We start from the raw sequence: 23,517 nt of genomic DNA, 5'->3' as shown, positions 1-23,517 counted from the left end.
ATCAATCGCTCCCCGAATGGTCAGTATGATTAAAGCCCAGGCGTTTGATTAGCCATTGTGAAATAGCGGCCGGAAGTACGGCCAGCCACCAGGTGCCAAAATTGAGTGGGAACGGAAAGCTGATACGAGCCCGGTTTGCATCAATGCCCCGCTTAATTACCTTCGCAGCCCGTTCTGGTGGCCATTCAAATGGCTTGGGACCTGGCATGGCATTGCACATGGGCGAGGTTACATAGCCCGGCATTACGACCGTTACCCCCACCCCATGAGGGGCCAGCAGCCCACGTAAGCCTTCCCCGTAAGCCTTAATCCCTGCTTTGCTGGCGCTGTAAGTGGGCGTGGTAGGCAGGCCGTGCCAAGCGGCGAGCGAGCTAATCAACACTAACTGCCCGCTGCCTCGTTTTTGCATGGCAGGCACCAAATGCTGGGCCATGGCGATGGGCGTTTTCAGATTGATATCCAGAAGCGCTTGAACATCGTCCCAAGGCTCTAACGCCCCGTTTGGTTGGGGATGGGTGTTCTTGCCAGCGGTGGCGATCACAATATCAGGCAGGTGTTCTTTACGCAGTGTATGAAGCCACTGCTTGAGTGCTTCTTCATCGACCAGGTTAACTGAGCTGGTTGTCACCTGAGCGCCCAGCGCCCGGCAAGCATCCGCCAGGCGGGATAGTGCGTCTTGTTGCCTGCCATGCAGCACCAGGTGAGTGCGCGGGGCGGCATAGGCGCGTGCCAAGGCACCACCTATGGCGCCGGTTGCTCCTGTAATCAGCACGCAGCGCTCAGGTGTGGTGAGGTTTGGAGCGGCACTCAAAGTAGTTTCTCCAACGGCGACGGGCAGGCTTCCAGTATGTGCGCTGCGTTGTTAACGGCCAGGTCAATGCTTGGCTGGCAGTAAAAACCGCCGTTCACTTGAACGCTATGCATCACCGTATTACGAAAATAGGTGAACAGTGCTTGGCTTGGCGGCGGCGGCCGATTCCAAAACTCGTCGAGGCTACCTTCATAGGTAAGCCCGGCAAGATTGTAAATGGGGTCGCTTAGCGCAAACGTAGGGCACTGTTTTTCCAAAGAAACAAAGCCGACAGTGCTGTTAACCGTCACAGTGCCCACTGCATGTTTAATCAGCAAGTCCAGGTTGCCGGACTCCAGGTAGACGATACGACCTTGCAAGCCGTAAAACTGGGCAAGCTGTTCAATAATCCTGGCGTAATTGACCAGCCCCATATCCAGTGGGTGATTCTTGATGCAAAGCAGGGCATCGCTTGGTGCATGTTCGGCAAACGAGCCCATCACATGATCCATCACTTCTTGCATATTGGCATAGGGTGAGTGATCACGAATTTGGGCATCGGTGTTGAGCTGAAGCGGCAACATAAAGTAGGGCTTGGCGCTTTCAATCAAGGTTTTTATGCGTTGGGCATCCTGCTTTTTCCACTTCCTTAATAGCGCAAAGCGTTTGATATAGCCTGCGTATTCAACCGGCGCAGTAATCGGTGCATGGTTCCGGTAGTGCGGTGCCACCAACGGGTTGGCTAACCCCGCCAAGTGATAACTGACATCGTGCATGGCGCGGATCTTGAATGATGACCTAAAACGCACCGGTGGGGGTAACTGGGGTAGCGCCTTACCCGTTTCATAAAACCAGCTGGGGTCGCGGGGTAAGAGCGAGTGACCATTTACGCCGTCGCGCTCAAGCGTTACCCAAAATGGGCGAAAGTAGCCCTCTTCAAACACGTGGGTGCGTACCCCTGCCGCAGGGGCGTTCTCTACCGCGGGCCGGTGGATAGGGCGGCGGTCACCGAACATGACCTGGTCGGTAATCGCATGGCGCTGCCAGAGCGATGCTATGTAGTCAGGCAGCTCACTTAACGATTCACGAAACAGGTAGTTCTCACTGTGGGTACGTTGCCAGTAAACAATATCGCCAGCGTTGAAGTTAACCTTTACGACGCGGTGCCCGTCCTCTGTCAAGCGACGTGCTAAACGTTGATAAAAGGGCGAGCAGACCCCTTGTAAGAATAAGAATGCGCGCTTTGACTTCAACTCAGTGTCTTCCAATCAATAAATTACGGTAAAGCCGGTAGAGGCGCTGCTTCCATGTCAGCGTCGGTTGCTGTGTGCGTGCCTGCTCTAAAAGGCTAACGACGGTTTCCGCATTACAGAGCTGACGGCTCGAGGGAGCGACGTAGCATGGATACAGAATTAGCGTGCCCGCCACCAATGCTTCCAGCGTTAATACACGAGAACGGCGCGGGCAGTGCATGGCATCCTGTGTTAACCCCCAGCCTGCGTAAAACGGCATACCATACGTATGTACTTTGCGGTGACGTAATAGCGCCTCGAAGCCTGTCAGCGAACTCATGGTATGAACCGCATCGACGCGCTCAAGTAGTGTGGTGATTTCCACATGGCTGGCATCCAGATCATACAGGTGTTTAGTATCGGGTTCGAGTGCTCCGATGCGAGCACCGCTGACCACGTCGGGATGTGCCTTATAAATAATAAACGCATGGGGGTGAGTACGGCGCACCTCACGTAAAAGCGCGCTGTTGGTACGAATATGCGGCGAGCCAGTGGCAATGGACGCATCACTCTCGACCTGGCCGGGTACGAGTATTATCAGCCGGTTATTGGGCAGCTCAAGAGTGTCGTGGCCGCGCACGTTATATTTGGAGAGCTTTAATGCCACTAAACGCTCTCGTAGTTGGTCGGCACGCTCTAGTAGGTCGTCACTAAAATCGGAATATTCAAGCAGCGACTCCAGGTCACTGGGTTGGCTTGGGTCGTAATAGATCCCTTGAGCATCAATGACCAGTGATAGCGGTTGAGTAAGATCAACCCCTAGGCCTACAGAGCGGATAAAGCCATCTTCAATCCGCCATAAATGGGGCATCAGTGCGGCGTGCTGCTGCTCGAAGGTGTGATCAATACGGCTAGACCACACTAAAAGCTTTTGTGAAGGTGGCGCCTCGGGCAGTGTTTTCTGGTACGTAAGCTGTGCGGCACCGCCTAAAAAGTCATGAATAAAGCGTCGCTTCCACGAGGAGAAGCCACAGCCTATCCACTTGCCGCGTAGCCGCTCCTGCTGGCGCTTTTGGTCGGCAATTAGCGCAATGGTCTCCTCTAGCGTGGCAGGTTTTAGCGTATACGGATTGGCATAGCGCGTATAACGCAGATAAGCCGCCGCGAATACTTCATGGAGCGTGCGCTTTGTATGTCGTCGCGAGCAGGCTAGCCGGTCTTCGGTGAGCCCCCAGCCTGCGTAAAAGGGCAGGCCAAAGCAGTGAACGCGTTTGCCCGCCAGCAACGCTTCAAAACCGAGCTGGCTGGTCACGACATATACAGTTTCAACCTGATCAAATAATGCCCAAGGGTTAATGTCTTCACTGATCACGCGGCAGCGGGGGTGGTTTTGCGCGCTGAGCAGGTGGCCCTGTTTTTTGCCTGCGATAACATCCGGGTGAATCTTGACCAGAATCTCAGCCGTAGGGTGGTCGGTAAGCGCTGCGGCCAGCATCTGCTCGAAACTATCCGCATTCGCTCCCCCAAACTCAATAGAGGCATCGCCTGCGGTTTGATCAACAACCAGCACTCTCTCTTGGGGCGAATTGCTTGAAGCAGGATCTGGCGCGTGGTTGTACTTGGATAGACGATAGCGCGCAAGCTGCTTAATGCACCGCTCGGCCTGGTTGATTTCGTCGGTAGTAAAAGTGGCGTTGTTAAGCCAGTTTTCTAAATCGGAAGGTTTTGAAGCATCGTAATAAATACCGGTGTGATCAACGACCAGGCTATGCCCTTGATAGCCCGCTACTCCCAGCCCAAGCGAGCGCAAAAAGCCGTCTTCCAAAGCAATATAGGGTAGCTGGCGGCGCTTGGCATACCGCCTTGCCTGAAGGCTTGATGGCTTTAGTCCCCAACCAATCACGACGTCAGGTTTGTTTTGCAGTGGTCGTAAGTAAGAAAAGTGGCTAAATTCAGGCAGCAAGGCAGGCAGTGCGCTAATTTTTCCGATACCTGATGAGGTAAAGCCTGCCGTTTTATTTGCCATAGGTATTGTCATTCGTAACGGAACAAAAAGTTAGGCGAGCGAACATACGTGAAACAGGCCCGCTTATCAATTAGTCACAGTAAGTGCTTACGGGATTACAGAAATTTGTGTTTATAGTCACGAAGCTGAATGATCGTTTAAATTTAATTTAATGCGGCGCGAGAAAATCTGCTGTTTTGATAGGGTGGTGTAATAGAAACAAGGTGTTAGGGCCGTGCAGTATACTCCAGGCGTATGCTCAAGTTTGGCTTGCCAATTGGGTAATTGGACGTTATTTACCTTATAGTGGCGTGGGAAGTACGGTGTAGCGACCACGTTGCCCGCCAAGGGGGCGATGAATTTGGCGTGTACACTGGGGCAAGCGCAAACCCATTGCGGAGGCACTGTGCCAGGCAGTCAGTCAGGTGTCGGTTATCCACTCAGGCAAAGGGCGCAACAGCGTGGTGGTTAACGCAGCGACCGACCAGACCCTTCAGGAACTCTTTGATTACGTTATTAGGTCACGACGCTACGCTGTCCGGCGTCTGCCTTTCTTGATATGCATTCGATAAACTACCCGCCACCGCAAACTGAAAGGGCACGCTGAATTGGCTGAGGCAACACTGTGAACCTACTTGAATTGTTTACTCAAACACTTGATATCACTTTACCCGTGTTTGCCATGGTTTTTCTGGGGATTGGCCTAAAGCGCCTGGGGTGGATTGATCGCACCTTTGTCACCACCGCGTCTGCGTTGGTGTTTAAAGCCACGCTGCCCACCTTGATCTTTTTAAGTTTGATTAAAGCCGATATTAGCGTTGCGCTGGATATCTCGTTAATGGTGTTTTTTGCCATCGCCACACTGGGGCAGTTTGTGTTGAGTTGGCTATGGGCACACTTTCGCGTTCCTTATGCCGAGCGCGGGATTTATGTTCAAGGAGCCTTTCGCGGTAATTGCGGTGTCGTTGGGCTGGCGTTGGCAGCGGGCATGTACGGCAACTATGGGCTGTCAACGGGCAGCCTGTTGGTGGGTGTGGTCATTATTATGTACAACGCGCTATCGGTAGTGGTGCTGACCGCGTATCAAGCGGAAAAAGCCGCTAATTGGCGCAGCATTCTCAAGCATATTGCGACGAATCCGCTGATTATTTCAGTGATCGTGGCCTTGCCGTTTACTGCTTTTTCCATTTCGCTCCCCAGTTGGGTGATGACCTCTGGGGATTATTTTGCGTCGCTCACGCTACCGTTGGCATTGATCTGTATTGGCGCAACGCTCTCAATGTCCAGCATTCGGGATAAAAGCGACATTGCGGTGAGCTCCAGCATTATGAAGATGGCCATCTTGCCTGTGCTCTCTACCGTAGCTGCCTGGCTGTTAGGCTTTGAAGGCGAACAATTGGGTTTGTTGTTCCTCTTTTTTGCCAGCCCCACCGCCGCCGCCAGCTTTGTCATGGTAAAAGCCATGGGCGGCAACGCAGGCCTGGCCGCCAACATCATTGCGATCACCACCTTAATGGCCAGTATTTCGGTAACCCTGGGCATTTTTGCGCTGCGTTTGTTGGGATGGGTGTAAGAAGGGCAGAGGCGGGTTGGAGTGTTATCTGTAACACGTTATACTGTGCGCCCCTTCTGCAAGCAAAGTCTCTGTAGCTCAGTAGGATAGAGCAGCCGCCTCCTAAGCGGCAGGTCGCAGGTTCGACTCCTGCCAGGGACGCCAAATCCTACCCCAAACAACGCTCAAGAAACCCCAAAAACCGATGATCATTAGCGTAGGCAATATGCATACGCATGGACGATGCATCCGGCCCATTGGGGCGTAGTGAAAAGATGCTGCCAGGGGCGATGAAAATACCTTCGTCCGAGGCTTTTTTGGCTAGCTGCATTGCGTCAATGTTGTTCGGCAGGCGCGCCCATAAGTAATAACCTTCCCCTGGCCCCTCTATATTCTCAAGCCCCACCTCTTTCAACGCGGTAATGGTACTGGCGCTGGCCTTGGTAATGCGTTCGCGAAGCTGTACCAGGTGGCGGCGGTAACGCCCGTGGTTAATCATGTCGTGAATTAGGCGCTCGCTGAAGGTAGAGCTGTTAACGACGGTGACCATTTTGATATCGGTAAGTGCATTAACCAGCGCAGGGTTTGCCGCTAAATAGCCCGAGCGAATGCCGGTGGAAAGCGTCTTGGAAAACGTGCCTACGTAAATCACGCGACTCAGGTCATCCAGTGCCGCCAAGTGGGCGCTTCCTCGGTGGAGCAGGTCGGCAAAGGCGTCGTCTTCTACCAGTATCAGGTTGTAGCGCTCTGCGAGTGTCAGTAGCCGGTACAGCTGGTTGAGTGAAAGGGTAGAGCCCGTCGGGTTGTGAGCATTGGGCTGTAGAAAGAAAACATTGGGGCGGTATTGAATAATTTTGCGCTCAAGGTCATCAAGGTCCAACCCTTCGTGGCTACGCGAAACGCCAATCAGCTTCGCCTTGGCCAGGCGCAGCTTGCCAAATAACGGGTAATAGCCGGGCGTTTCCACCAGAACTCGGTCGCCTGGGGCGATCAGGTGGCGAATAATAAGATCGAAAGCGTGATTGGCGCCGAAGGTCAGCAGTACCTGTTCATGGGAAGCATGAATAGAGCGCCCGGCCAATACCCTGGCAATCGTTTCACGCAGAGGGAGATACCCTTGTGGGGCACCGTACTCGATATCATCGTTGCCGATGGACGTTAGCCGCTTGGCCTGACGTGCAAGCGCCGCGCCGCCCATCCAGCTAGCGGGTGCTCGGCCGTCGCCTACCCGCACCTGAAAATTACCTACTAACTGCTCTCTCAAAAGCGAGACGCTATCAACGGCTTCATTTAGCTCGTGGGTCTTTTCCAGCGCTTCAAGCGCGGGTGGCTGCGTAACAAAAAAGCCGGCTCCTTGCCGGGCGCGCAACCTGCCCAGTGCAATCAGCTGATCATAGGCATCAACAATCGTGTTTTTCGAAACCCCATGCTGGCGGGCGGCTTCGCGTATAGAGGCGAGCCTGGCACCCGGTGCCAGGCGGCCTTCTTCGATAGCCTTGAGGATGGTGTCAGCCACGTGTCTGGATTTCGACATGGTAGGTGCCTCCCGTAAATGGGCTAAACCCAACCCGGTGAAATCAGTGTACCTCTCTTTTGATAGGTACAGTACCTCGTACAATCTCACTAACTGTACCTGTCAGTAAGCCGCAAGTTTACCCATCATGAGCGGCATTAAAAAAGAAACATCCATAATAAATTCAAGGAGACACGCTATGGCTGAGCAAAAGAACCGGTTTCTCAATGTGTGGGATGACACGGTGAGTGGGAGAGACCTCCTGCTGTCACTGTGTATTTCTACGCCGTTAACACTAGGCGGCTATCTGCTTGCCCCGGCGCAGCCTCCGCTGCCGCTTATTCTGGGGCTAAGCGGCGCTATTCTGGGGTTCTTCATCAATGCGCTGCTGTTTCGCCCTAAGCGGCAGCTGCAAACCGGTGAGGAGACGTAGTAATGGATCCCGTCTTATTACTTCAAATGCTGGCGGCCGCGATTATTGCTGTCGTCGTTTATACCGCCATTGGCGTTGCGCCGGGTACTGATGAAACCGCCGTACTGGCTCCCGTAATCTTGGCCCTGGTGGTCGCGGGTATACCGCTTCCCGTGGTGCTGGCTTTCTTTATGGCGGCAATCGTTGCCAAGAAGCTGACCGACTCTATCCCCGTTTCGGTAGCCGGTATACCGGGCGGGGTGATGTCGGCCCCTATGGTCGAACACGCGCTGATTCTAAAGCGGGAAGGGCACGCCACCCTGGCGATTCGTAAAATGGCCTCCGGGTCGGTCATCGGTACGCTGGTGGCGATCCCCATTAGCCTGTTTCTGGCCTTTCTGTTAACGCCGCTAGCCGATGTGCTTGGCCAGTACGCCAGCCAGATTTTCTTTGGCGGTGCCGTATTTCTGGCGCTGATGAGCAAGGAGAAAGTCATCAGTCTGATCAGTATTGTGCTGTTGGCGGCTCTGATCCAGGGGTTACGGCACCTGTATTGGGGAATGGGCGTCATTCCAGAAGGACAGACGGTCTTCATTTCGTTCTTTTTGGGCATCACCATTGGTCCGATGATGTTTAATCTGGCGCAGCTTACGGTCAACAGTGAGCGCCATAAAATGGTGGAGTCTGAGCCCAAGCAGATCCAGATCTACGGTGACGACGAGAAAGGGCAGCTACCTAATCCGTTTCGTATTCTGACGCGCCAGGAAACCGCCTCGGCCGCGGCAAGCTCCGTACTGGGCTCGGTTACGTTCTTCATGAGCCCAGTGGGCATCACGATTTTTCTGGGCGAGGTAATGTCGAGCTGGGTGAAGGGCACGGTCAATAAGGCCAGCCGAGCGCTCTCTTCAATGGATGCGGTCACCAATGCTTCTTACATCGCGGGCATCTTGATTCCCCTGGCGGCGCTGGGCATTCCCATGAGCCCGATGGCGATTGGTCCGGGCAATGCCTTCTTCAACGCACCGCCGGTGCTGACGCTTGAGCAGAACGCTCACCACTTGATGAGTTTTTCTGAAATTACCATCGCCAGCATTTTGGGCGCCGGTGTCGCTTTGCTGATTACTTACCCGATTGCGGTTCGGTACGCGCGGCGTATCTGCATCTTTGTCTTCAAGCACATTCCCCACGAAGCGTTTCTGGCGATGTTCTTCTCGCTGGTCATGCTGCTCGCCTATATGGATGCTGGCGTAATGGGCATTTTGGGCGTGATGGTGTTGGCACTGATGGCGGGCCTGCTCAACCGGTGGGGCGTCAACTACGGTGTGCAGTTCATGACGCTATATGCCGCGCCGTGGATTTTAGGGCTGCTTGCTTAATACGTTTGGTTCATGCCTGAAGCATATGCAGCGTCCTGGTAAACCGCCTGCTTCAGGCACATTTACTTATTCAACCTCAATTGATCAGAGGCATTATCAATGGCACACAGCACATCACGCATTCCCGGTTTTTATCAGCTTCCCCCCAGCGAGCGGCTTGATAAAGTCATTGAAATAGCCGGGCTTGGCAACGAGGTTCGCGCGCACTTTTCCGATACGGGCAATATTTCGTCAGCCACTGCCGACGCCATGATCGAGAACGTCATCGGTACGCTGAACCTGCCCATCGGGGTTGCTACCAATCTGGTCATTGATGGCGAGGAACAGCTAGTGCCCATGGCGACCGAGGAGTCCTCCGTGGTCGCCGCCGTCTGTAATGCGGCCAGGCAGTGTCGCGCATCGGGTGGGTTTTATACCGATACGTCAGAGCCCATCATGATTGCACAGGTGCAACTGCTGGATGTGCCCAATCCTGAGTTTGCGCGCCTCCGGCTGCTTTCCGAGTTTGAGCAGGTAAAAAGCATTTGCGATGCAACCGACCCGGTGTTGCTGCAGCACGGGGGCGGTTTTCGCGAGCTGGAAGTGCGCGTGCTCGACAACATGCTGATCGTGCATCTGCTGGTGGATGTGCGTGACGCCATGGGTGCTAATGCCGTCAACTCGATGGCGGAAGCCGTTGCGCCTTCTCTGGCACAGTGGAGTGGTGGGCGCAGTTGCCTGCGTATTCTTTCCAACCTTGCAGATCGGCGCATTGCGCGAGCGCGTGCTACCTGGAAGCTCGAAGATCTTGGCGGCGAGTCGGTACGTGATGGCATGCTTAATGCGTATCGCTTTGCTGATCAGGACCCTTACCGGGCAGCCACCCACAACAAAGGCATCATGAACGGGGTGAGTGCGGTCGTACTGGCAACCGGTAACGATACCCGTGCGGTGGAAGCGGGCGCGCATGCCTACGCCGCGCGTACCGGGCGCTACCGTTCCTTGACACATTGGGAGGCTGATAGCGAAGGGAACCTGACCGGAACTCTGGAAATGCCCATGCCGGTAGGCCTGGTGGGTGGCGCTACTCGCTCGCATCCCAGTGCTCGGCATTGCCTGGATATTTTGGGTGTAAAAACAGCGGATCGCTTGGCGCGTATTATCGTCGCAGTAGGGTTGGCGCAAAATTTTGCCGCCATGAAGGCGCTGGCAACCACTGGTATTCAGAAAGGCCATATGGCGCTGCACGCCAAGAATATCGCAGTGATGGCCGGGGCCGAAAATGAGGAAGTTGACCGGATCGCGGCGCTGCTTGTGGATGGCGGTAAGGTGCGTGTGGATATCGCCCAACAGCTTCTTGAACAGTTGCGTAACGGATAAGGAGAAGACATGACCCTGCCATCCTCTGTGCGTCTGGTCGAGGTCGGCCCGCGCGACGGTTTGCAAAATGAACAGGCGCGCGTGCCGACTCATCTGAAGCTTGCGTTTATCAAGCGCTTGATAGAAGCGGGCTGTACTAATATCGAGGCGGCGAGCTTCGTGTCACCTCGCTGGGTGCCGCAGATGGCTGATCACCGGGAAGTAATGCAGGGTGTTGAGCGGCGCCCCGGCGTGGTCTATTCAGCCTTGACGCCTAACCTGAAAGGCCTGGAGGCGGCGATTGAGTGTGGTGTTGAAGAGGTCGCTGTATTTGGTGCGGCGAGCGAAGCCTTCTCGCACAAGAACATAAACTGCTCTATCGCCGAGTCGCTCGAACGCTTTGAGCCGGTGGTCGACCGTGCGCATCAGGCCGGGCTGCGCGTGCGGGGGTATGTTTCCTGCGTGCTTGGCTGCCCTTATGAGGGAGAAGTCGAACCTTTACAGGTGGCGCGGGTGGCCAAGGCGCTATACCAGATGGGCTGTTATGAGGTATCGCTGGGCGATACGATTGGCACCGGCACGCCATCCAAAGCCAAGCGTATGCTGGCGGCTGTTGCCGCCCAAGTCCCGGTGAATAATCTGGCCGCTCACTTTCATGATACCTACGGTCAAGCACTTGCTAATCTCTATGCGGTGCTGGAAGAGGGCGTAAGCGTTATTGATAGCTCCGTCGCCGGTTTGGGTGGCTGCCCCTATGCCAAAGGGGCTTCTGGCAATGTGGCCAGCGAAGATGTGGTGTATATGCTTGAAGGTTTGGGTATCGCGTCAGGCATCAATTTAAACGCGCTAGCAAGAACAGGGGATTGGATCACGCAAGCGATCAACGCCCCTAACCGGTCACGCGCGGGCAGCGCCTTGATGGCAGCGGCGGTATAACGGCCTTGACTGTTCTCCCTTGGCTGTTCTCCTTTGACCCAGGAAAGCCAGAATATTGACTATAGTGAACCAGGCGCAGGCGTTCTTGGACGCCAATGAACGCTGTTCAACACATTGACGCAAAGGGAGGCGCGAATGGCTCGTTATGGCCTGCTGGCTTTGATAGCCATTGCACTGGCTGGGTGTTCAACGCAAGGTACGGTGGATGGTGCACAAGAAGCACACCGCTATGCCGTTGAATATTGCGAACGTGAGGGTGGGGAAGTGCGCAGACGTGAATCTGGCGGTACTCAACGTGACTACTGCCATTTAGTTGAAGGCCGCGTTGTTGAAGTGAATATGCTGTATCGAACCGAAGGGCTGAGAAACGACTGATACACAAGGCGGGCGTTCTCTTTGCTGGCCCATTTCGGCATTAGGGTTAATGCGGCTCCCCTGAATAGGCGCACTCAGGTATGCTCGTCGCCTACTTATTACCTCGTCGCTTCTTCAAGGACACTGCCCATGTTGTCGCCTAACCGTATCGCCAGTGCATCGTTGGCGGGTTTACTTGCTCTGCTTCCTGCCTCGTTATTGGCTCAGGAGGCGCATATTGGTAGCGTGCGCACCGAGTTCAGAATGCTGGGGCCTAACAATACCATTGAAGTCGAGCGGTTCGATGACCCGAAAGTGCAGGGTATCTCCTGTTATATTTCCTACTCCCAGATTGGTGGGATTTCAGGCGCGATAGGGCTTGCTGAAGAAGCCAGCGAAGCAAGCGTGGCCTGCAGGCAAACGGGCGAGATTGTTTTTAATCCCGATGAGATAGATCCGCAAGAGGTAGTGTTCACCCAGCGCCGCTCGGTGCTCTTCAAGAATATGCGCGTAGTGCGCATGCATGATACTGAAACACAAACCTTTGTGTATCTGACCTATAGCACCAAGCTGGTGGATGGCTCGCCAAAAAATGCGGTTACCGCTGTGCATTACGGCGACCTAACGCCGGGTACGCGCTGATAAAAAGTAGCTCTGTTAATAGCAGGGAAGGCGCTGGGCGTGCATTGCCTAAACTCTGTGTTCAATAGGTGGCATCAGGGTTGTTGGCGTTTTTCTTTTCCCTATGAGGAGCGATTTATTGACGCAGCTCATGCCATGGCTTGCTGAAACCTGATATTTTAAAGGTGTATTTAAAATGAATCTTTAAGCTATAGGGAAGAGGCCTCCATGCTCACACCGGCACAAGAACAGATCATTGCTGCTACAGCCCCCGTTGTGGCTGAGCATCTCGATACGATTACCCAGCGCTTTTATCCGTTAATGTTTGAGCGCTATCCTGAGGTGAAGTCACTTTTCAACCAAACGCATCAGCAAAATGGCGGGCAGCCACGAGCGCTGGCAGGTTCCATTCTGGCGTATGTGCAGGTTCGCCAAAATCCTGAAACGGCGCGCCACATTATGGAAACTGTGGTTAACAAGCATATCTCGCTGGATATTCAGCCGCATCAGTACCCGATTGTTGGGGAATGCCTGATGGAGGCTATCGGTGAGGTTCTGGGCGATGCGGTGACGCCTGAAGTTGCGGATGCCTGGGGGGCGTTGTACCAGGAGCTTGCCGCTTTGTTGATCGAGCTTGAAGAGCAGCGCTATCAGGAGTTCGAGCAGCGCCTTGGCGGCTGGCGCAGCACGCGGCGCTTTCGTATTGAGAAAATACAGCAGGAGAGTAGCGTTATTCGCTCGTTCATCCTGGTGCCTGAAGATGGCGGCCCGGTCGCAAACTATACGCCCGGCCAGTATATCGGCGTGAAGCTTATGATTGATGGCGAGCCGGTACATCGCCATTACAGCTTGTCAGGTATGCCGGATGGGCGTTCTTACCGCCTGTCTATCAAGCGTGAACCTCATGGGCTTGCCAGCCGCTATTTTCACGACCATCTAAACGTAGGCGATACGATTGAGTTGCTGCCGCCAGCGGGTGAGATGACACTCGTGCCGGGCGATGAGCCCCTGTTGTTGGTGAGTGGCGGCATCGGTCAAACGCCCTTATTGCCGATTGCTCAAGAGGCGCTGCAACAAGGCCGTAAGGTTGCTTATCTGCATGCCGCGATAGACGCTGAGCACCGTGCCTTTGCGACCACGCTACAGGAGTTGGCACACGCGTATCCTGAGCAGTTAAGCGTCGTCACCGTATTTGAGCAGGATGACAGCGGTGACTACCAGGGGCGTATCAGTGATGAGCTTTTGGCGAAACATATCGTGTCCGGCGAGCGCTGTTACTTTGTCGGGCCTCATGGCTTTATGAGTGCGGTGGATGACAGCTTGACTCGCTTGGGCGTGCCCGAGTCACACCGCCACTTCGAGCACTTCGGCCCGGCGAAGGCGTTAGACATCGCTTAGTCGAATAGTATCGAACCGCCTCCTTCGCCGTGGGTGAATGCGAAAGAGGCGGCCTTGAGTTTAGAACATCGTTAATCCGCTAGGCCAAAGCGGTTCAGGAACAGGGGTTATGAAAAAAGGATTATGAAAAAAGGTCATGAAAAAGCAGTTATAAAGGAGTGGCATTGGCGGGGGAAGGTATGTGCTCTTCATTGGGCCATGCGGTAACGACAACTTCATAAATGCGCCAGTCGTAATTATTAAGGTGCTGAGAGGCTTCTTTCAGATGCTGCGCCAAATCATCATTACTATGTGGGGTGACAAAGGCCTCGCCGCTGAAGATGGGGCCTTCTTCACGTAAGCGTACTGAGGCGGTGGCTACCCAAGGCATGGCGCAAAGTTCGGCCTCAAGTGCTTCTTCCATGTGCTCCGGCTTTTCGCGAGATGTAAAGTGAGGGCGGCGATCAAGCAGGTCGCCTACGGCCTCTTTTAAATTGGTAATGCCATCCTTGGTAACGTCCAGGGCAATAATGGCTGCAGCAACTGCGTCTGCCCACCAAAAACCGGCCCCTACGCCCAGCACGCCTACAATGGCAGCCATCCCGGTCATCCAGTCAGCTTTGCTCATTTTGCCATCCGCAAAGACGGTTTTCTCATGCACTTTGGCGGCGGCTTTGGTCTGTAAGCGCCCGATAATAACCGGCGGAATGACACTGTAGATAAGCACGCCAACCATCACCCAGCCCATCCATATCGTCTCACCAAACAGCGTGATGGCGCCGATACTGGGGTGCTCCTGGTGGGCAAGCTTTAGCAGCGAGTCTCCTAGTAAAAACAGGCCCATCGCGCTTAGTGCAGTGGCGGTGCATAAAAAGGCAATGATCGTGGCGCGTTGATACCCATAAGGGTAGGTCTTATTAGGCGGGCGATTGCGAAACCGGACGGCCAGCAAGAAAGCGATAGGCGGAATGAGCGAAAGCATGTCTTCCAGCCATGCGACTTTCATTGCCTGGCTGTTGCCCAATACCGAACCCAGTACCGCTACAATGGAAAGACGAAACGCTAAATTCCACCATTCAAGGCGGATCAGGTAGTCGAGATCCTGCTGTTTCTCCGGAGGCAGGTGATAAAGCTTGCGTATTTTCATTGTTCAGCCTCCAGCTGTTGAAGGCGTTGTTCAATACCGGGGTAGCTATTTAAATGGCGCTGTACGACCAGCATCCAGGCATTTTCTCCTTTGGGTAGCGCCATAACATGCTGGTCGGTGGCGATTTCCCACTCTCCAACCTGATAGTTATGCGCATGAAGCCACCAGGAGGGGTTGGCAACCGCTTGGTTTAGTGCATCAAGATTGGAAGTGGGGCGGGGAATCGCGCCCTCTTTTTTAAGCGCATGGGCGATATGATTAACGGCAGGAAGGGCGACCTCAACACCTTCAAGATGGCTGGGTAAGGAAGTGCTTCTGGGTACCCCGACTGAATAGTGGCTCTCATAGTAGGCCTTGGTGGGGGTGGCGAGGGCGCTCACATTTGAATCCTGGGTAAGCCCACCGGCCACCAGGTCAAGCTGGTATTGAGAGAGCGCTGCTAACAGATTTCCTTCGCTATCCCAGTGCCAGTTAACGGTGGCATCCATATCTTCTGCAAGCGCACGAATGATGTCGACTTCCAGCCCTGCCGGGCCTTGGTCAGTATGTATGACCCAAGGCGGGTTCTCGGAAAGGCCAACGTTCAGCTCCCCGCCCTGCATCTCCGTCATGGGGCGTTCAATATTGACCGGATAACGGCAACCTGCCAAAGCGAAAACTGCAAAAATGAGCAGCATGTTGGTCCGAAAAACACATGATATAAAGCTATCCTTGCTTTGCATCGTATAATCGCTCCCGTTAAGGGGATGTAGATAACCGCTCATTAATAAGGCTTACAAAAAAGTGAGCATAGGGTCGCTCAAGCCTTGCTCACTTTATACATTAGGCGTAATCAGCTATTTTCCAAATGAAGGGCTGGGTTTAGCAGCGCTGCCTTTTTATGCCACCATTGATGCACATAGGCTGGCGCACAGATGACATGCCTGGGCGCACTCTTGGCAATGCTCTGCGTCATGTTGGTCGCATTCATCACCGCACTTTTGACAGATATCCGCACACAGCTGGCAGACATCCTGAGCATATTCGCTATTCTGGGCCATAAAGGAGACGGCCAACCGGCAAATTTGTGCACACTGAATATCTAACCGAATACATTCAGCCATGTGTTCAATGTTGGGTTCTTGAAGACAGGAGGCCGCGCAGTTATCGCAATAGACCGCACATATATTACAGGCTTCGATGCACTCTTTAAACTTCGGTATACTCACGTTATTACCTCCTTTATGAAGATACGCCTTTACACTAATTTAGTTTGAAGAATAGCCGGAAAAGGCGTTTACGCTTAATAAGTAGTTGATGATGCTAGCCATTGTTTGATAATAGGATCTAAGTGGGTGTTTTGCGTAGGATAAGAGGATCTTTAATATTTTTTAAACCCTGTGGCACAGGTTGCTCTTTTTCTTTTAATGTTTCTGGCTTGGTTTATGCAGCATGAAAGAAGATAAGCAATAGCGTAATAGAGAGGATTTTTATGTATGGATCGTTAATTTTGTTGTGTCAGTAACCTGGTTTTTTAAACGCAATTGCAAGCGCTGAGCATACGCAATTGCGTTATAGGTAATCAGAGGTTTCATAAGTAATTCAACGTGGTCGCTTGACCAGGCACGCTGAGGTTAAATCCTCAATATTGGTGTGGCCCAACAAGCCTAACGTTCTGTCTACTTCTCCTCTCAGCAGGTTTAAAGCATGCGCTGCACCCGCTTGGCCACCCGCCGCAAGCCCGTAAAGCGTCGCTCTTCCAAGCCAAACGGCGTCTGCGCCTAATGCCAGTGCTTTTATAATATCGGTGCCGCGCCGAAACCCGCTATCCACAAACACATGGCAGCGTTCCCCTACGCAGGCTTTTACGTCGGCGAGGGTATCCATGGGCGAGAGCGAGTGATTGAGCTGCCTTCCACCGTGGTTGGAAAGCACGATACCGTCAACGCCAAGTTTTACGGCCTGCTCGGCTTCTTCCGGCGCCAGAATTCCTTTGAGAATTATCTTGCCTGGCCACGTCTCACGTAACCAGGCAATGTCTTCCCAGTTAAGCGACGGGTCCAACTGCGAGCCGATAATTTGCGATGCGCCTTGGGCGCCACGCTTTTCCGGTGGCAGAAGCTCATCCAGGTTTTTAAAGGTAGGTAGGCCGGGCAGCAACACATCCAGCATCCAGCGAGGCTTGGTCATCATGTGTGCCAGGTTGGCGAAGGTGGGTTTCATGGGCCGCCGGAAATTGCGCACGTCCCACTCACGGTTGCCGTAAATGGCGCTATCCGTAGTGATCACAATGGCTTCAAAACGGGCGTCCTGGCAGCGCTTGATAAGCGATTTTACGAAGGCTCGGTCACGATAGAAGTACAGCTGCATCCACGCCGTCAAGCCTTCAATGGCCTGGATATCTTCCATGGCGGTGGTAGAGACATTGCTCAGCACAAACGGGATATTCGCATCGCGGGCGGCACAGGCAAGTTTTCGGTCGCCATCACGCGTCAGCATGCCGTTAAATCCTGTTGGACCAATCGCTACTGGCATTTGGTAAGAACGGTCAAACAGTGTGGTGCTTAAATCCCGCGTACCCACCTTTGTCATTGTTCTGGGTTCAAACAGGTATTGATCAAACACAGTGCGATTATGATGCAGCGTATGTTCGTCATCGCTTCCGCCATACACATATTCAAACACGAAGTTCGGCAGTCTTTTTTTGGCGATGCGTTCAAGATCGTTGATGTTTATTGATTTCTTATAGTTTGAACCCGTGTAAAGCTGGCGTTTCATGTGCGTTACCTTCAACCAAAGTATAGGGCGTTTAGGCTTTTGTTTGTCTCGCCATACTACCATACTAGTTGTATCAGATAAGGGCGTCATGCCCCTTTACCCAGGCGGCGGCAGATGAGTGATACAAACACTACGCTACAAGCGCTATGGCAGGAGACGTCGGAGACCGAGTCGGTGCGTCAGCGTCTTTACCAGGTACTGCGCCAGTCGATTATTCAAATGGTGTTGGAACCTGGCCGAGCGCTGTCTGAAAAAGAAGTGGCGGACGCTTTTTCGGTCAGCCGTCAGCCGGTGCGCGAGGCCTTTATCCGCCTTTCTGAAACAGGGCTCGTCGAAGTCCGGCCACAGCGTGGTACTTATGTGGTCAGAATATCTCAGCGAGCAGTGCTTGAAGCGCGCTTTGTACGTGAGGCGGTTGAGGTAGCGGTAGTGCGTCAGGCAACGGTCAAAGGGCTTCCCGACGAAGTGCTCACCGAGTTACACGACTTGCTGGAGCGCCAGCGCCGCTGTATTGAGCCGCACGACACCATTCGTTTCTACCGGCTGGATGAGCGCTTTCACAAGACATTGTCGCTAGCCGTTGGGCAGCAGGCCGCTTGGAAAGTCATTGAAGAGGTAAGAGCTCAGATGGATCGCGTACGCTACTTGAGCGTCCCCGATACCACCCCCATCGCCCGTTTGATTGATCAGCACGCCCATATTGTGGCCGCCATTGAAGACCGCGATATAGCAATGGCTGAGCAATCCATGCGGCGCCATTTGCGTGAAATTTTTGTTTCACTTCCCGATCTAGTACAGCGGTTTCCCGAGATGTTCGATACTCAGGAAACGGTATCCCTCATTGAGGAGGCAACCCCATGAAAATCGAACACGCCTATACCATTGTCACCTCGCCGGGGCGCAACTTCGTTACCTTGAAAATCGTTACCGACCAGGGGACCTACGGTATCGGAGATGCCACGCTAAACGGTCGGGAAATGGCCGTGGTCGCCTATTTGGATGAGCACGTAATCCCGGCCTTGATTGGCCGTGATCCTCAGCGCATCGAAGACATTTGGCACTACTTGTATCGTGGCGCTTACTGGCGTCGTGGCCCGGTTACCATGAGCGCGATTGCCGCTGTCGACATGGCCCTTTGGGATATCAAAGCGAAACTCGCGGGTATGCCGCTTTACCAACTGCTGGGCGGCAAGAGCCGCGACCGCGTAATGGTGTATGGCCACGCCACAGGGCGCGATATCGATTCATGCCTTGAAGAGGTCGCCCGCCATGTAGACGAAGGCTATAAAGCCGTGCGTGTGCAGGCCGGTGTGCCGGGTATCGCAAGTATTTATGGCGTTGCCAAGAAAGACGGCGAGCCCTACGAGCCTGCGGATGCCGATTTACCCGCCGAGCACGTCTGGAGCACCAGCAAATATTTGAACCACGTGCCCAAACTGTTTGCCGCTGTACGTGAGCGCTTTGGTGATGATCTGCATATTTTGCACGATGTTCACCACCGCCTAACACCCATTGAAGCGGCCCGCTTGGGCAAGGAAGTTGAGCCTTACCATCTTTTCTGGCTTGAGGACTGCGTACCGGCTGAAAACCAGGAGGCGTTTGGCCTTATACGTCAACACACCACCACACCGCTAGCGGTAGGTGAGGTATTCAATAGTATTCATGACGCCAAAGCGCTGATCGAAAACCAGTGGATCGACTATATTCGTGCCACGTTGACTCACGCTGGTGGCATCACTCATGTGCGCCGTATTGCTGATTTAGCGGGTCTTTACCACGTGCGTACCGGTTTCCACGGGCCGACCGATCTTTCTCCGGTGTGCCTGGGGTCAGCTATTCACTTTGATACCTGGGTGCCTAACTTTGGTATTCAGGAGTACATGCCGCATACCAGCGCGACTGACGAGGTGTTTCCTCACGATTACCGTTTTGAGGATGGCCACTTTATCGTGGGCGAAACGCCAGGGCATGGCGTGGATATCGACGAAGAGCTTGCCAAACAATACCCCTATAAGCGTGCCAGCCTGCCGGTTAACCGGTTGGAAGACGGCACTCTTTGGCATTGGTGACCTAACGAACGGGTAAGGAGTTTTGCATCCATGAAAGCATTTCAGGTCAAGGCGCCCCATGACTACCAGGTCGCCGATGTTGAAGTACCCACCGCCGCCGCAGGTGAAGTACGGGTACGCGTAGCGTTTGCCGGTATCTGCGGTTCGGATATGCATATTATCCACGGCGATAATGCCTTTGTGCGCTTTCCACGTATCACGGGCCACGAATTTGCGGGCGTTATTGACGCGGTTGGCGAAGGCGTAGCTGATGTTTCGGTGGGTGATCGCGTCTGCGTTGACCCGGTTATTAGTTGCGGCACCTGCTACCCCTGCCGCATTGGCCGCCCCAACGTGTGCGGCGCCCTTGAAGTCATTGGCGTACACCGTAACGGCGGTTTTGAAGAGTTCGTGGCGGTGCCCGCAGCGAATGTGCACAAGCTGCCGGAGCATATCAGCCTGGACGCCGCTGCCCTGGTAGAGCCCTACACCATTGCCGCCAACGTGCTGGACCGCATGCAGCCGCACCCCGGTGATCGGCTGCTGATTTTGGGCGCAGGCGTGATCGGCATGACGATCCTGCAGATGGCTCGGGCCTTGGGTATTGAAGAGATCATCGTTACCGACGTTATCAATGAGCGCCTGGAGGCCGCAAAAGCGTTGGGCGCCACGCACGTTCTCAACAGCCGTGAGCAGGATGTCGAAAAAGAGGTGCTGGCCCTAACCCAGGGTGAAGGCGTACCGCTGATTGCCGACGCTGCATGTGTGCCGGCGCTGCTTCCCCAGATGCTGCGGCTGGCATCGCCCGCGGGCCGTATTGGCCTGCTCGGGTTCAGCGTTCAGCCAAGCGATTTGGTGCAGCTTGAAGTGATCAAAAAAGAGCTGACGCTGGTCGGCTCACGGCTTAATAATCGTAAGTTTCCGGAGGTGCTAGCGTTAATGGCAAGTGGCAAGCTGGACCCGTTGGCGCTGGTTAGCCATCGGTTACCGCTGAGCGATATGCCGGGTGCTATCGATATGCTTGATCACCGTCCTGAAGAAGCTCGTAAAGTGCTGATTCAAGTCAGTGCTTAACGACGCCCATTCACATTAACCACACGCACTAACAACCAACAACGCAAAGTGCAGGAGCGATAAAAATGATCAAGAAGCTATTAACCAGTGCGGTACTTGGAACGGTTCTTCTCAGTGCGCAATCCGCGCTGGCCGCCGACTACACGCTGCGTTTTGGCCATTTGGCTAACGAGCAGAACATCTGGCACCAGGCGGCCGAGAAGTTCAAGGAAGAAGTAGAAGCCAACTCTGACGGCCGTATTGAAGTTCGCCTTTATCCCAGCGAGCAGCTGGGTAATGAAATGGATGTGATCAACAGCATTCAGCTGGGCACAGCGGACATGACGATTACCGGCGAGAGCCTGCAAAACTGGGCGCCCAAGGCGGCCATGATGGCCGTGCCTTATGCCTTCCGCGACTCCGAGCATCTGCACGCAGCCGTTAATGGTGAGATCGGCACCGAGATTGAAGAGCAGATCACCGAGCGTACCAACTTGGTGCCCTTGGCCTGGTTTGAGCGTGGCCCTCGCGAGCTGACGTCCAACCGTCCGATCCGCACGCCCGAAGACTTAAACGACTTACGCCTGCGCGTACCTAACGTGCCGCTTTTCGTGGATACCTGGCAGGCGATGGGCGCACGCCCAACACCCATGGCGTTCAGTGAAGTGTTCACCGCACTTCAACAGAACACGCTGGAAGGTCAGGAAAACCCGCTTAGCCTGATCGAAAGCGCCAGCTTCAACGAGGTGCAGGACTACGTCAACATGACCGGTCATGTGCGCAGTTGGATCTACGTTGTGATTGGCCGTAACCAGTTGGAAAACATGCCTGAAGATCTTCAGCAGGTGGTACGTGATGCTGCAGCGACCATGCAAGCGTATGAGTCAGAGTTGTTTGTCGAAGACCAAACGCGTCTGGAACAGGCACTGCAAGAGCGCGGCATGGAGTTCGTTGAGGTGGATGTTGATGCCTTCGCTGAAGCGGCCCGTCCAGCGGTACTCGAAGCATTGACTCCTGAACAGCGTGAGATTTTCGACGCCATTCAAGGCCTGTAAGTCGGTAAGTAATGAGGATGGGCTGGCCGTGCGCCAGCCCATCGTCTATCTGCAAGAGTGGTTTATCCCATGAGGATACGTTTATGAGCTCGGATCAAAAAGCGCTTGAGCAAGAAGCGTTGGAGAGTTTGGATTCGATGTCGGTAGTACCCAGGCTGCAAGGTCCTATTGGGCGCTTGATTGACTGGGTGGATACCTGTTTTCTAACCCTGGCTGTGCTTGCACTGGTCGCTATTGCGGGCACGGTGTTGTTGCAAGTGAGTTCTCGGCTATTTCTGCCGTTCTCCATTGCCTGGACAGAAGAGCTCTCGCGCTATCTGTTTATCTACATGGTGGCGCTCTCGGTCGGCGTGGTGATGCGCCAGCACCGCAATATCAGTGTCGAGCTGTTCCATCATATGCTTGGCCCACGCGTGAAAGCCGCGTTTCAGGCGCTGATCTGCTTGATGATTGGGGTATTTGCGTTTCTGGTGCTGCCCTATGCTTGGCAGTATGCCCAGAACGGTACCTGGCAGACCTCGCCAACGCTACGTATTCCCATGCTGTATATCTTTTTCTCAACGGTAGTCACCTTTGCGCTACTCCTGGCTTATAGCGTGCTGGGGTGTCTTGAGGGAATTATCGCAATGTGTCGTCCCTCTGCCACCCGTAAACAGGAGTCGTAAGCATGGAAGTTATTATTCTGTTTAGTGTTTTTCTGATACTTCTCGTGGTGGGTATGCCCATTGCGTTTGCGCTTGGTATCGCCTCTGTATCGTATCTATTGCTGGAGGGCATTTCGCTCACCATCGTACCCCAGCGTATGTACGCGGGTATCGACACCTTCGTTCTGCTATGTATTCCGGGGTTTGTGCTGGCCGGTAATCTGATGAACGTGGGCAATATCACCGAACATATCGTGCGCTTCTCCAATGCGCTGCTTGGCCATATTCGCGGCGGGCTAGGCCTTGCCAACGTAGGCGGCTCGATGATTTTTGGCGGTATTTCCGGTACCGCTGTGGCGGACTCCGCGAGTATCGGCTCGGTGATGATTCCGGGCATGGCGCGCTCGGGCTATGACAAGCCCTTTGCCGCCGCGGTGACGGCCGCCTCGTCAACCATAGGGCCGATTATTCCACCCAGCGTGCCGATGATTATTGCAGGCTCATTAAGTGGTATCTCCGTAGGCCGGATGTTTTTGGCTGGTGCGGTGCCTGGCCTTTTAATGGGTCTGGCCATGATGGTCACGGTGTACATTCTGGCTGTTCGTCGCGGCTACCCCAAGGAGAAGCGCGTGCCGGTCCTGCAGCTTCTGCGCGAAGCGAAAACAGCCTTCTGGGCGCTGTTGATGACTGTGATTATTCTGTACGGCATCATTGGCGGCTTCTTTACGCCCACCGAAGCCTCGATTGTGGCCAGTCTTTACGCCCTGGTGGTAGGCATGTATGTCTACAAGGGGCTTACTTGGCGCAAACTGCCGGGCATTCTGGTCGATACCGTTTTGACCTCGTCAGCGCTTTTGTTGATGGTGGGCCTGGCTAACCTGTTCGGCTGGATTCTGACCAGCGAGCAGATTCCTCAGATGATCGCCACGCTGATTCTTTCCATCAGTGAAAACCCGCTGATCGTGCTGCTGATTCTCAACCTGATCCTGCTGTTTGTCGGCGCCTTCATGGAAACCATCGCCGCGCTGATCATTCTATTCCCGGCCCTCGTAGGCGTGGCCACCGGTGTGGGTGTGGACCCAGTGCACTTTGCCGTCATTGCCGTGCTTAACCTGATGATTGGCCTGACCACGCCGCCGGTCGGGGTGTGTCTGTTTGTCGTCGCTGGCATCGGTAAGCTGCCCATGCTTTCGGTAGCGCGAGCGATTGTCCCTTTCCTGCTATGCAACCTGGCAGTACTGATGCTGGTGACCTACGTACCGGCTATTTCACTCTGGCTGCCTAATCTGCTGATGGGGAGTAACTAG

General features: G+C 54.1%; 22 protein-coding genes and 1 tRNA gene. 15 read left to right on the top strand and 8 right to left on the bottom strand.

Annotated elements, in window-relative coordinates:
- Position 1: 1 nt before the first annotated feature.
- Genes ACT3T6_RS08040 through ACT3T6_RS08030 form a run of 3 tightly spaced genes read right to left on the bottom strand, consistent with a single transcriptional unit; the run spans position 2 to position 4,048 of the window.
- The gene (locus tag ACT3T6_RS08040; RefSeq protein WP_193053875.1) at positions 2-811 is read right to left on the bottom strand and encodes an SDR family NAD(P)-dependent oxidoreductase; all 810 of its coding nucleotides are present in this window, start codon (positions 809-811) and stop codon (positions 2-4) included.
- Positions 808-2,043 (bottom strand): capsule biosynthesis protein, encoded by a 1,236-nt coding sequence (locus tag ACT3T6_RS08035; RefSeq protein ID WP_193053874.1) that lies wholly within the window; start codon positions 2,041-2,043, stop codon positions 808-810. Before ACT3T6_RS08035 ends, ACT3T6_RS08040 begins: the two co-directional genes overlap by 4 nt.
- Before the next feature lies 1 nt (position 2,044).
- Positions 2,045-4,048, bottom strand: a complete 2,004-nt coding sequence (locus tag ACT3T6_RS08030) for a capsular polysaccharide biosynthesis protein (RefSeq protein WP_193053873.1) — start codon at positions 4,046-4,048, stop codon at positions 2,045-2,047.
- Between the two features lie 604 nt (positions 4,049-4,652).
- Between ACT3T6_RS08030 and ACT3T6_RS08025 the strand changes: the two genes are divergently transcribed.
- Positions 4,653-5,600 (top strand): AEC family transporter, encoded by a 948-nt coding sequence (locus tag ACT3T6_RS08025; protein ID WP_193053872.1) that lies wholly within the window; start codon positions 4,653-4,655, stop codon positions 5,598-5,600.
- Between the two features lie 67 nt (positions 5,601-5,667).
- A tRNA-Arg gene (locus tag ACT3T6_RS08020) sits at positions 5,668-5,744 on the top strand.
- 4 nt (positions 5,745-5,748) lie between these two features.
- Here ACT3T6_RS08020 and ACT3T6_RS08015 read toward each other — a convergent pair.
- Positions 5,749-7,113, bottom strand: a complete 1,365-nt coding sequence (locus ACT3T6_RS08015; protein WP_193053871.1) for an aminotransferase-like domain-containing protein — start codon at positions 7,111-7,113, stop codon at positions 5,749-5,751.
- Between the two features lie 178 nt (positions 7,114-7,291).
- On the opposite strand from ACT3T6_RS08015, the gene ACT3T6_RS08010 reads away from it, so the two are divergent.
- From ACT3T6_RS08010 to hmpA, 7 genes are all read left to right on the top strand, one after another.
- Positions 7,292-7,525 carry a hypothetical protein gene (locus ACT3T6_RS08010; RefSeq protein ID WP_193053870.1) on the top strand — a complete coding sequence of 78 codons (234 nt, stop codon included), beginning with the start codon at positions 7,292-7,294 and terminating at the stop codon, positions 7,523-7,525.
- 2 nt (positions 7,526-7,527) lie between these two features.
- Positions 7,528-8,880 (top strand): tripartite tricarboxylate transporter permease, encoded by a 1,353-nt coding sequence (locus ACT3T6_RS08005; protein WP_192528551.1) that lies wholly within the window; start codon positions 7,528-7,530, stop codon positions 8,878-8,880.
- A 99-nt stretch (positions 8,881-8,979) separates the two neighbouring features.
- The gene (locus tag ACT3T6_RS08000; protein WP_193053869.1) at positions 8,980-10,239 is read left to right on the top strand and encodes a hydroxymethylglutaryl-CoA reductase, degradative; all 1,260 of its coding nucleotides are present in this window, start codon (positions 8,980-8,982) and stop codon (positions 10,237-10,239) included.
- Between the two features lie 9 nt (positions 10,240-10,248).
- Positions 10,249-11,154, top strand: a complete 906-nt coding sequence (locus ACT3T6_RS07995) for a hydroxymethylglutaryl-CoA lyase (protein WP_193053868.1) — start codon at positions 10,249-10,251, stop codon at positions 11,152-11,154.
- Positions 11,155-11,289: 135 nt separating this feature from the next.
- Positions 11,290-11,529, top strand: a complete 240-nt coding sequence (locus ACT3T6_RS07990) for a DUF333 domain-containing protein (protein WP_193053867.1) — start codon at positions 11,290-11,292, stop codon at positions 11,527-11,529.
- Between the two features lie 129 nt (positions 11,530-11,658).
- Complete coding sequence (locus ACT3T6_RS07985; RefSeq protein WP_193053866.1) at positions 11,659-12,150, top strand: CreA family protein; 492 nt, start codon at positions 11,659-11,661, stop codon at positions 12,148-12,150.
- 207 nt (positions 12,151-12,357) lie between these two features.
- Entirely contained in the window at positions 12,358-13,527 is a 1,170-nt protein-coding gene (hmpA, locus tag ACT3T6_RS07980; RefSeq protein WP_193053865.1) for an NO-inducible flavohemoprotein, read from the top strand.
- 148 nt (positions 13,528-13,675) lie between these two features.
- Here the strand turns inward: hmpA and ACT3T6_RS07975 are convergent, their stop codons facing one another.
- The 4 genes from ACT3T6_RS07975 to ACT3T6_RS07960 all read right to left on the bottom strand — a co-directional run bounded on the left by ACT3T6_RS07975 (position 13,676) and on the right by ACT3T6_RS07960 (position 17,410).
- Positions 13,676-14,653 (bottom strand): cation diffusion facilitator family transporter, encoded by a 978-nt coding sequence (locus tag ACT3T6_RS07975; RefSeq protein ID WP_193053864.1) that lies wholly within the window; start codon positions 14,651-14,653, stop codon positions 13,676-13,678.
- The gene (locus tag ACT3T6_RS07970; protein ID WP_226913465.1) at positions 14,650-15,330 is read right to left on the bottom strand and encodes a transporter substrate-binding domain-containing protein; all 681 of its coding nucleotides are present in this window, start codon (positions 15,328-15,330) and stop codon (positions 14,650-14,652) included. Before ACT3T6_RS07970 ends, ACT3T6_RS07975 begins: the two co-directional genes overlap by 4 nt.
- A gap of 201 nt (positions 15,331-15,531) precedes the next feature.
- Positions 15,532-15,693: a four-helix bundle copper-binding protein gene (locus tag ACT3T6_RS07965; RefSeq protein WP_328514786.1), complete on the bottom strand. Its 162-nt coding sequence runs from the start codon at positions 15,691-15,693 to the stop codon at positions 15,532-15,534.
- Between the two features lie 541 nt (positions 15,694-16,234).
- Complete coding sequence (locus ACT3T6_RS07960) at positions 16,235-17,410, bottom strand: alpha-hydroxy acid oxidase (protein WP_193053862.1); 1,176 nt, start codon at positions 17,408-17,410, stop codon at positions 16,235-16,237.
- Between the two features lie 114 nt (positions 17,411-17,524).
- Here ACT3T6_RS07960 and ACT3T6_RS07955 point away from each other — a divergent pair, with 114 nt between their 5' ends.
- The 6 genes from ACT3T6_RS07955 to ACT3T6_RS07930 all read left to right on the top strand — a co-directional run bounded on the left by ACT3T6_RS07955 (position 17,525) and on the right by ACT3T6_RS07930 (position 23,517).
- Positions 17,525-18,271, top strand: a complete 747-nt coding sequence (locus ACT3T6_RS07955; protein ID WP_193053861.1) for a GntR family transcriptional regulator — start codon at positions 17,525-17,527, stop codon at positions 18,269-18,271.
- Positions 18,268-19,479 carry a D-mannonate dehydratase ManD gene (manD, locus tag ACT3T6_RS07950; protein ID WP_192526269.1) on the top strand — a complete coding sequence of 404 codons (1,212 nt, stop codon included), beginning with the start codon at positions 18,268-18,270 and terminating at the stop codon, positions 19,477-19,479. The genes ACT3T6_RS07955 and manD overlap by 4 nt, the downstream gene beginning before the upstream one ends.
- Positions 19,480-19,509: 30 nt before the next feature.
- Positions 19,510-20,532, top strand: coding sequence for a Zn-dependent oxidoreductase (locus tag ACT3T6_RS07945; RefSeq protein ID WP_193053860.1), 1,023 nt, complete (start codon positions 19,510-19,512; stop codon positions 20,530-20,532).
- Between the two features lie 65 nt (positions 20,533-20,597).
- On the top strand, positions 20,598-21,566 hold the full coding sequence (locus ACT3T6_RS07940) for a TRAP transporter substrate-binding protein (protein ID WP_193053859.1): 969 nt from the start codon (positions 20,598-20,600) through the stop codon (positions 21,564-21,566).
- An 83-nt stretch (positions 21,567-21,649) separates the two neighbouring features.
- A complete protein-coding gene (locus ACT3T6_RS07935; protein ID WP_193053858.1) occupies positions 21,650-22,231 on the top strand; it encodes a TRAP transporter small permease in 582 nt (193 codons plus the stop codon).
- 2 nt (positions 22,232-22,233) lie between these two features.
- Positions 22,234-23,517 carry a TRAP transporter large permease gene (locus ACT3T6_RS07930; RefSeq protein WP_192526273.1) on the top strand — a complete coding sequence of 428 codons (1,284 nt, stop codon included), beginning with the start codon at positions 22,234-22,236 and terminating at the stop codon, positions 23,515-23,517.

This window comes from Halomonas sp. 72 (assembly GCF_052379785.1).
Lineage (GTDB): Bacteria > Pseudomonadota > Gammaproteobacteria > Pseudomonadales > Halomonadaceae > Vreelandella > Vreelandella citrativorans.
This window is presented reverse-complemented; position numbering and strand designations above follow the sequence as displayed.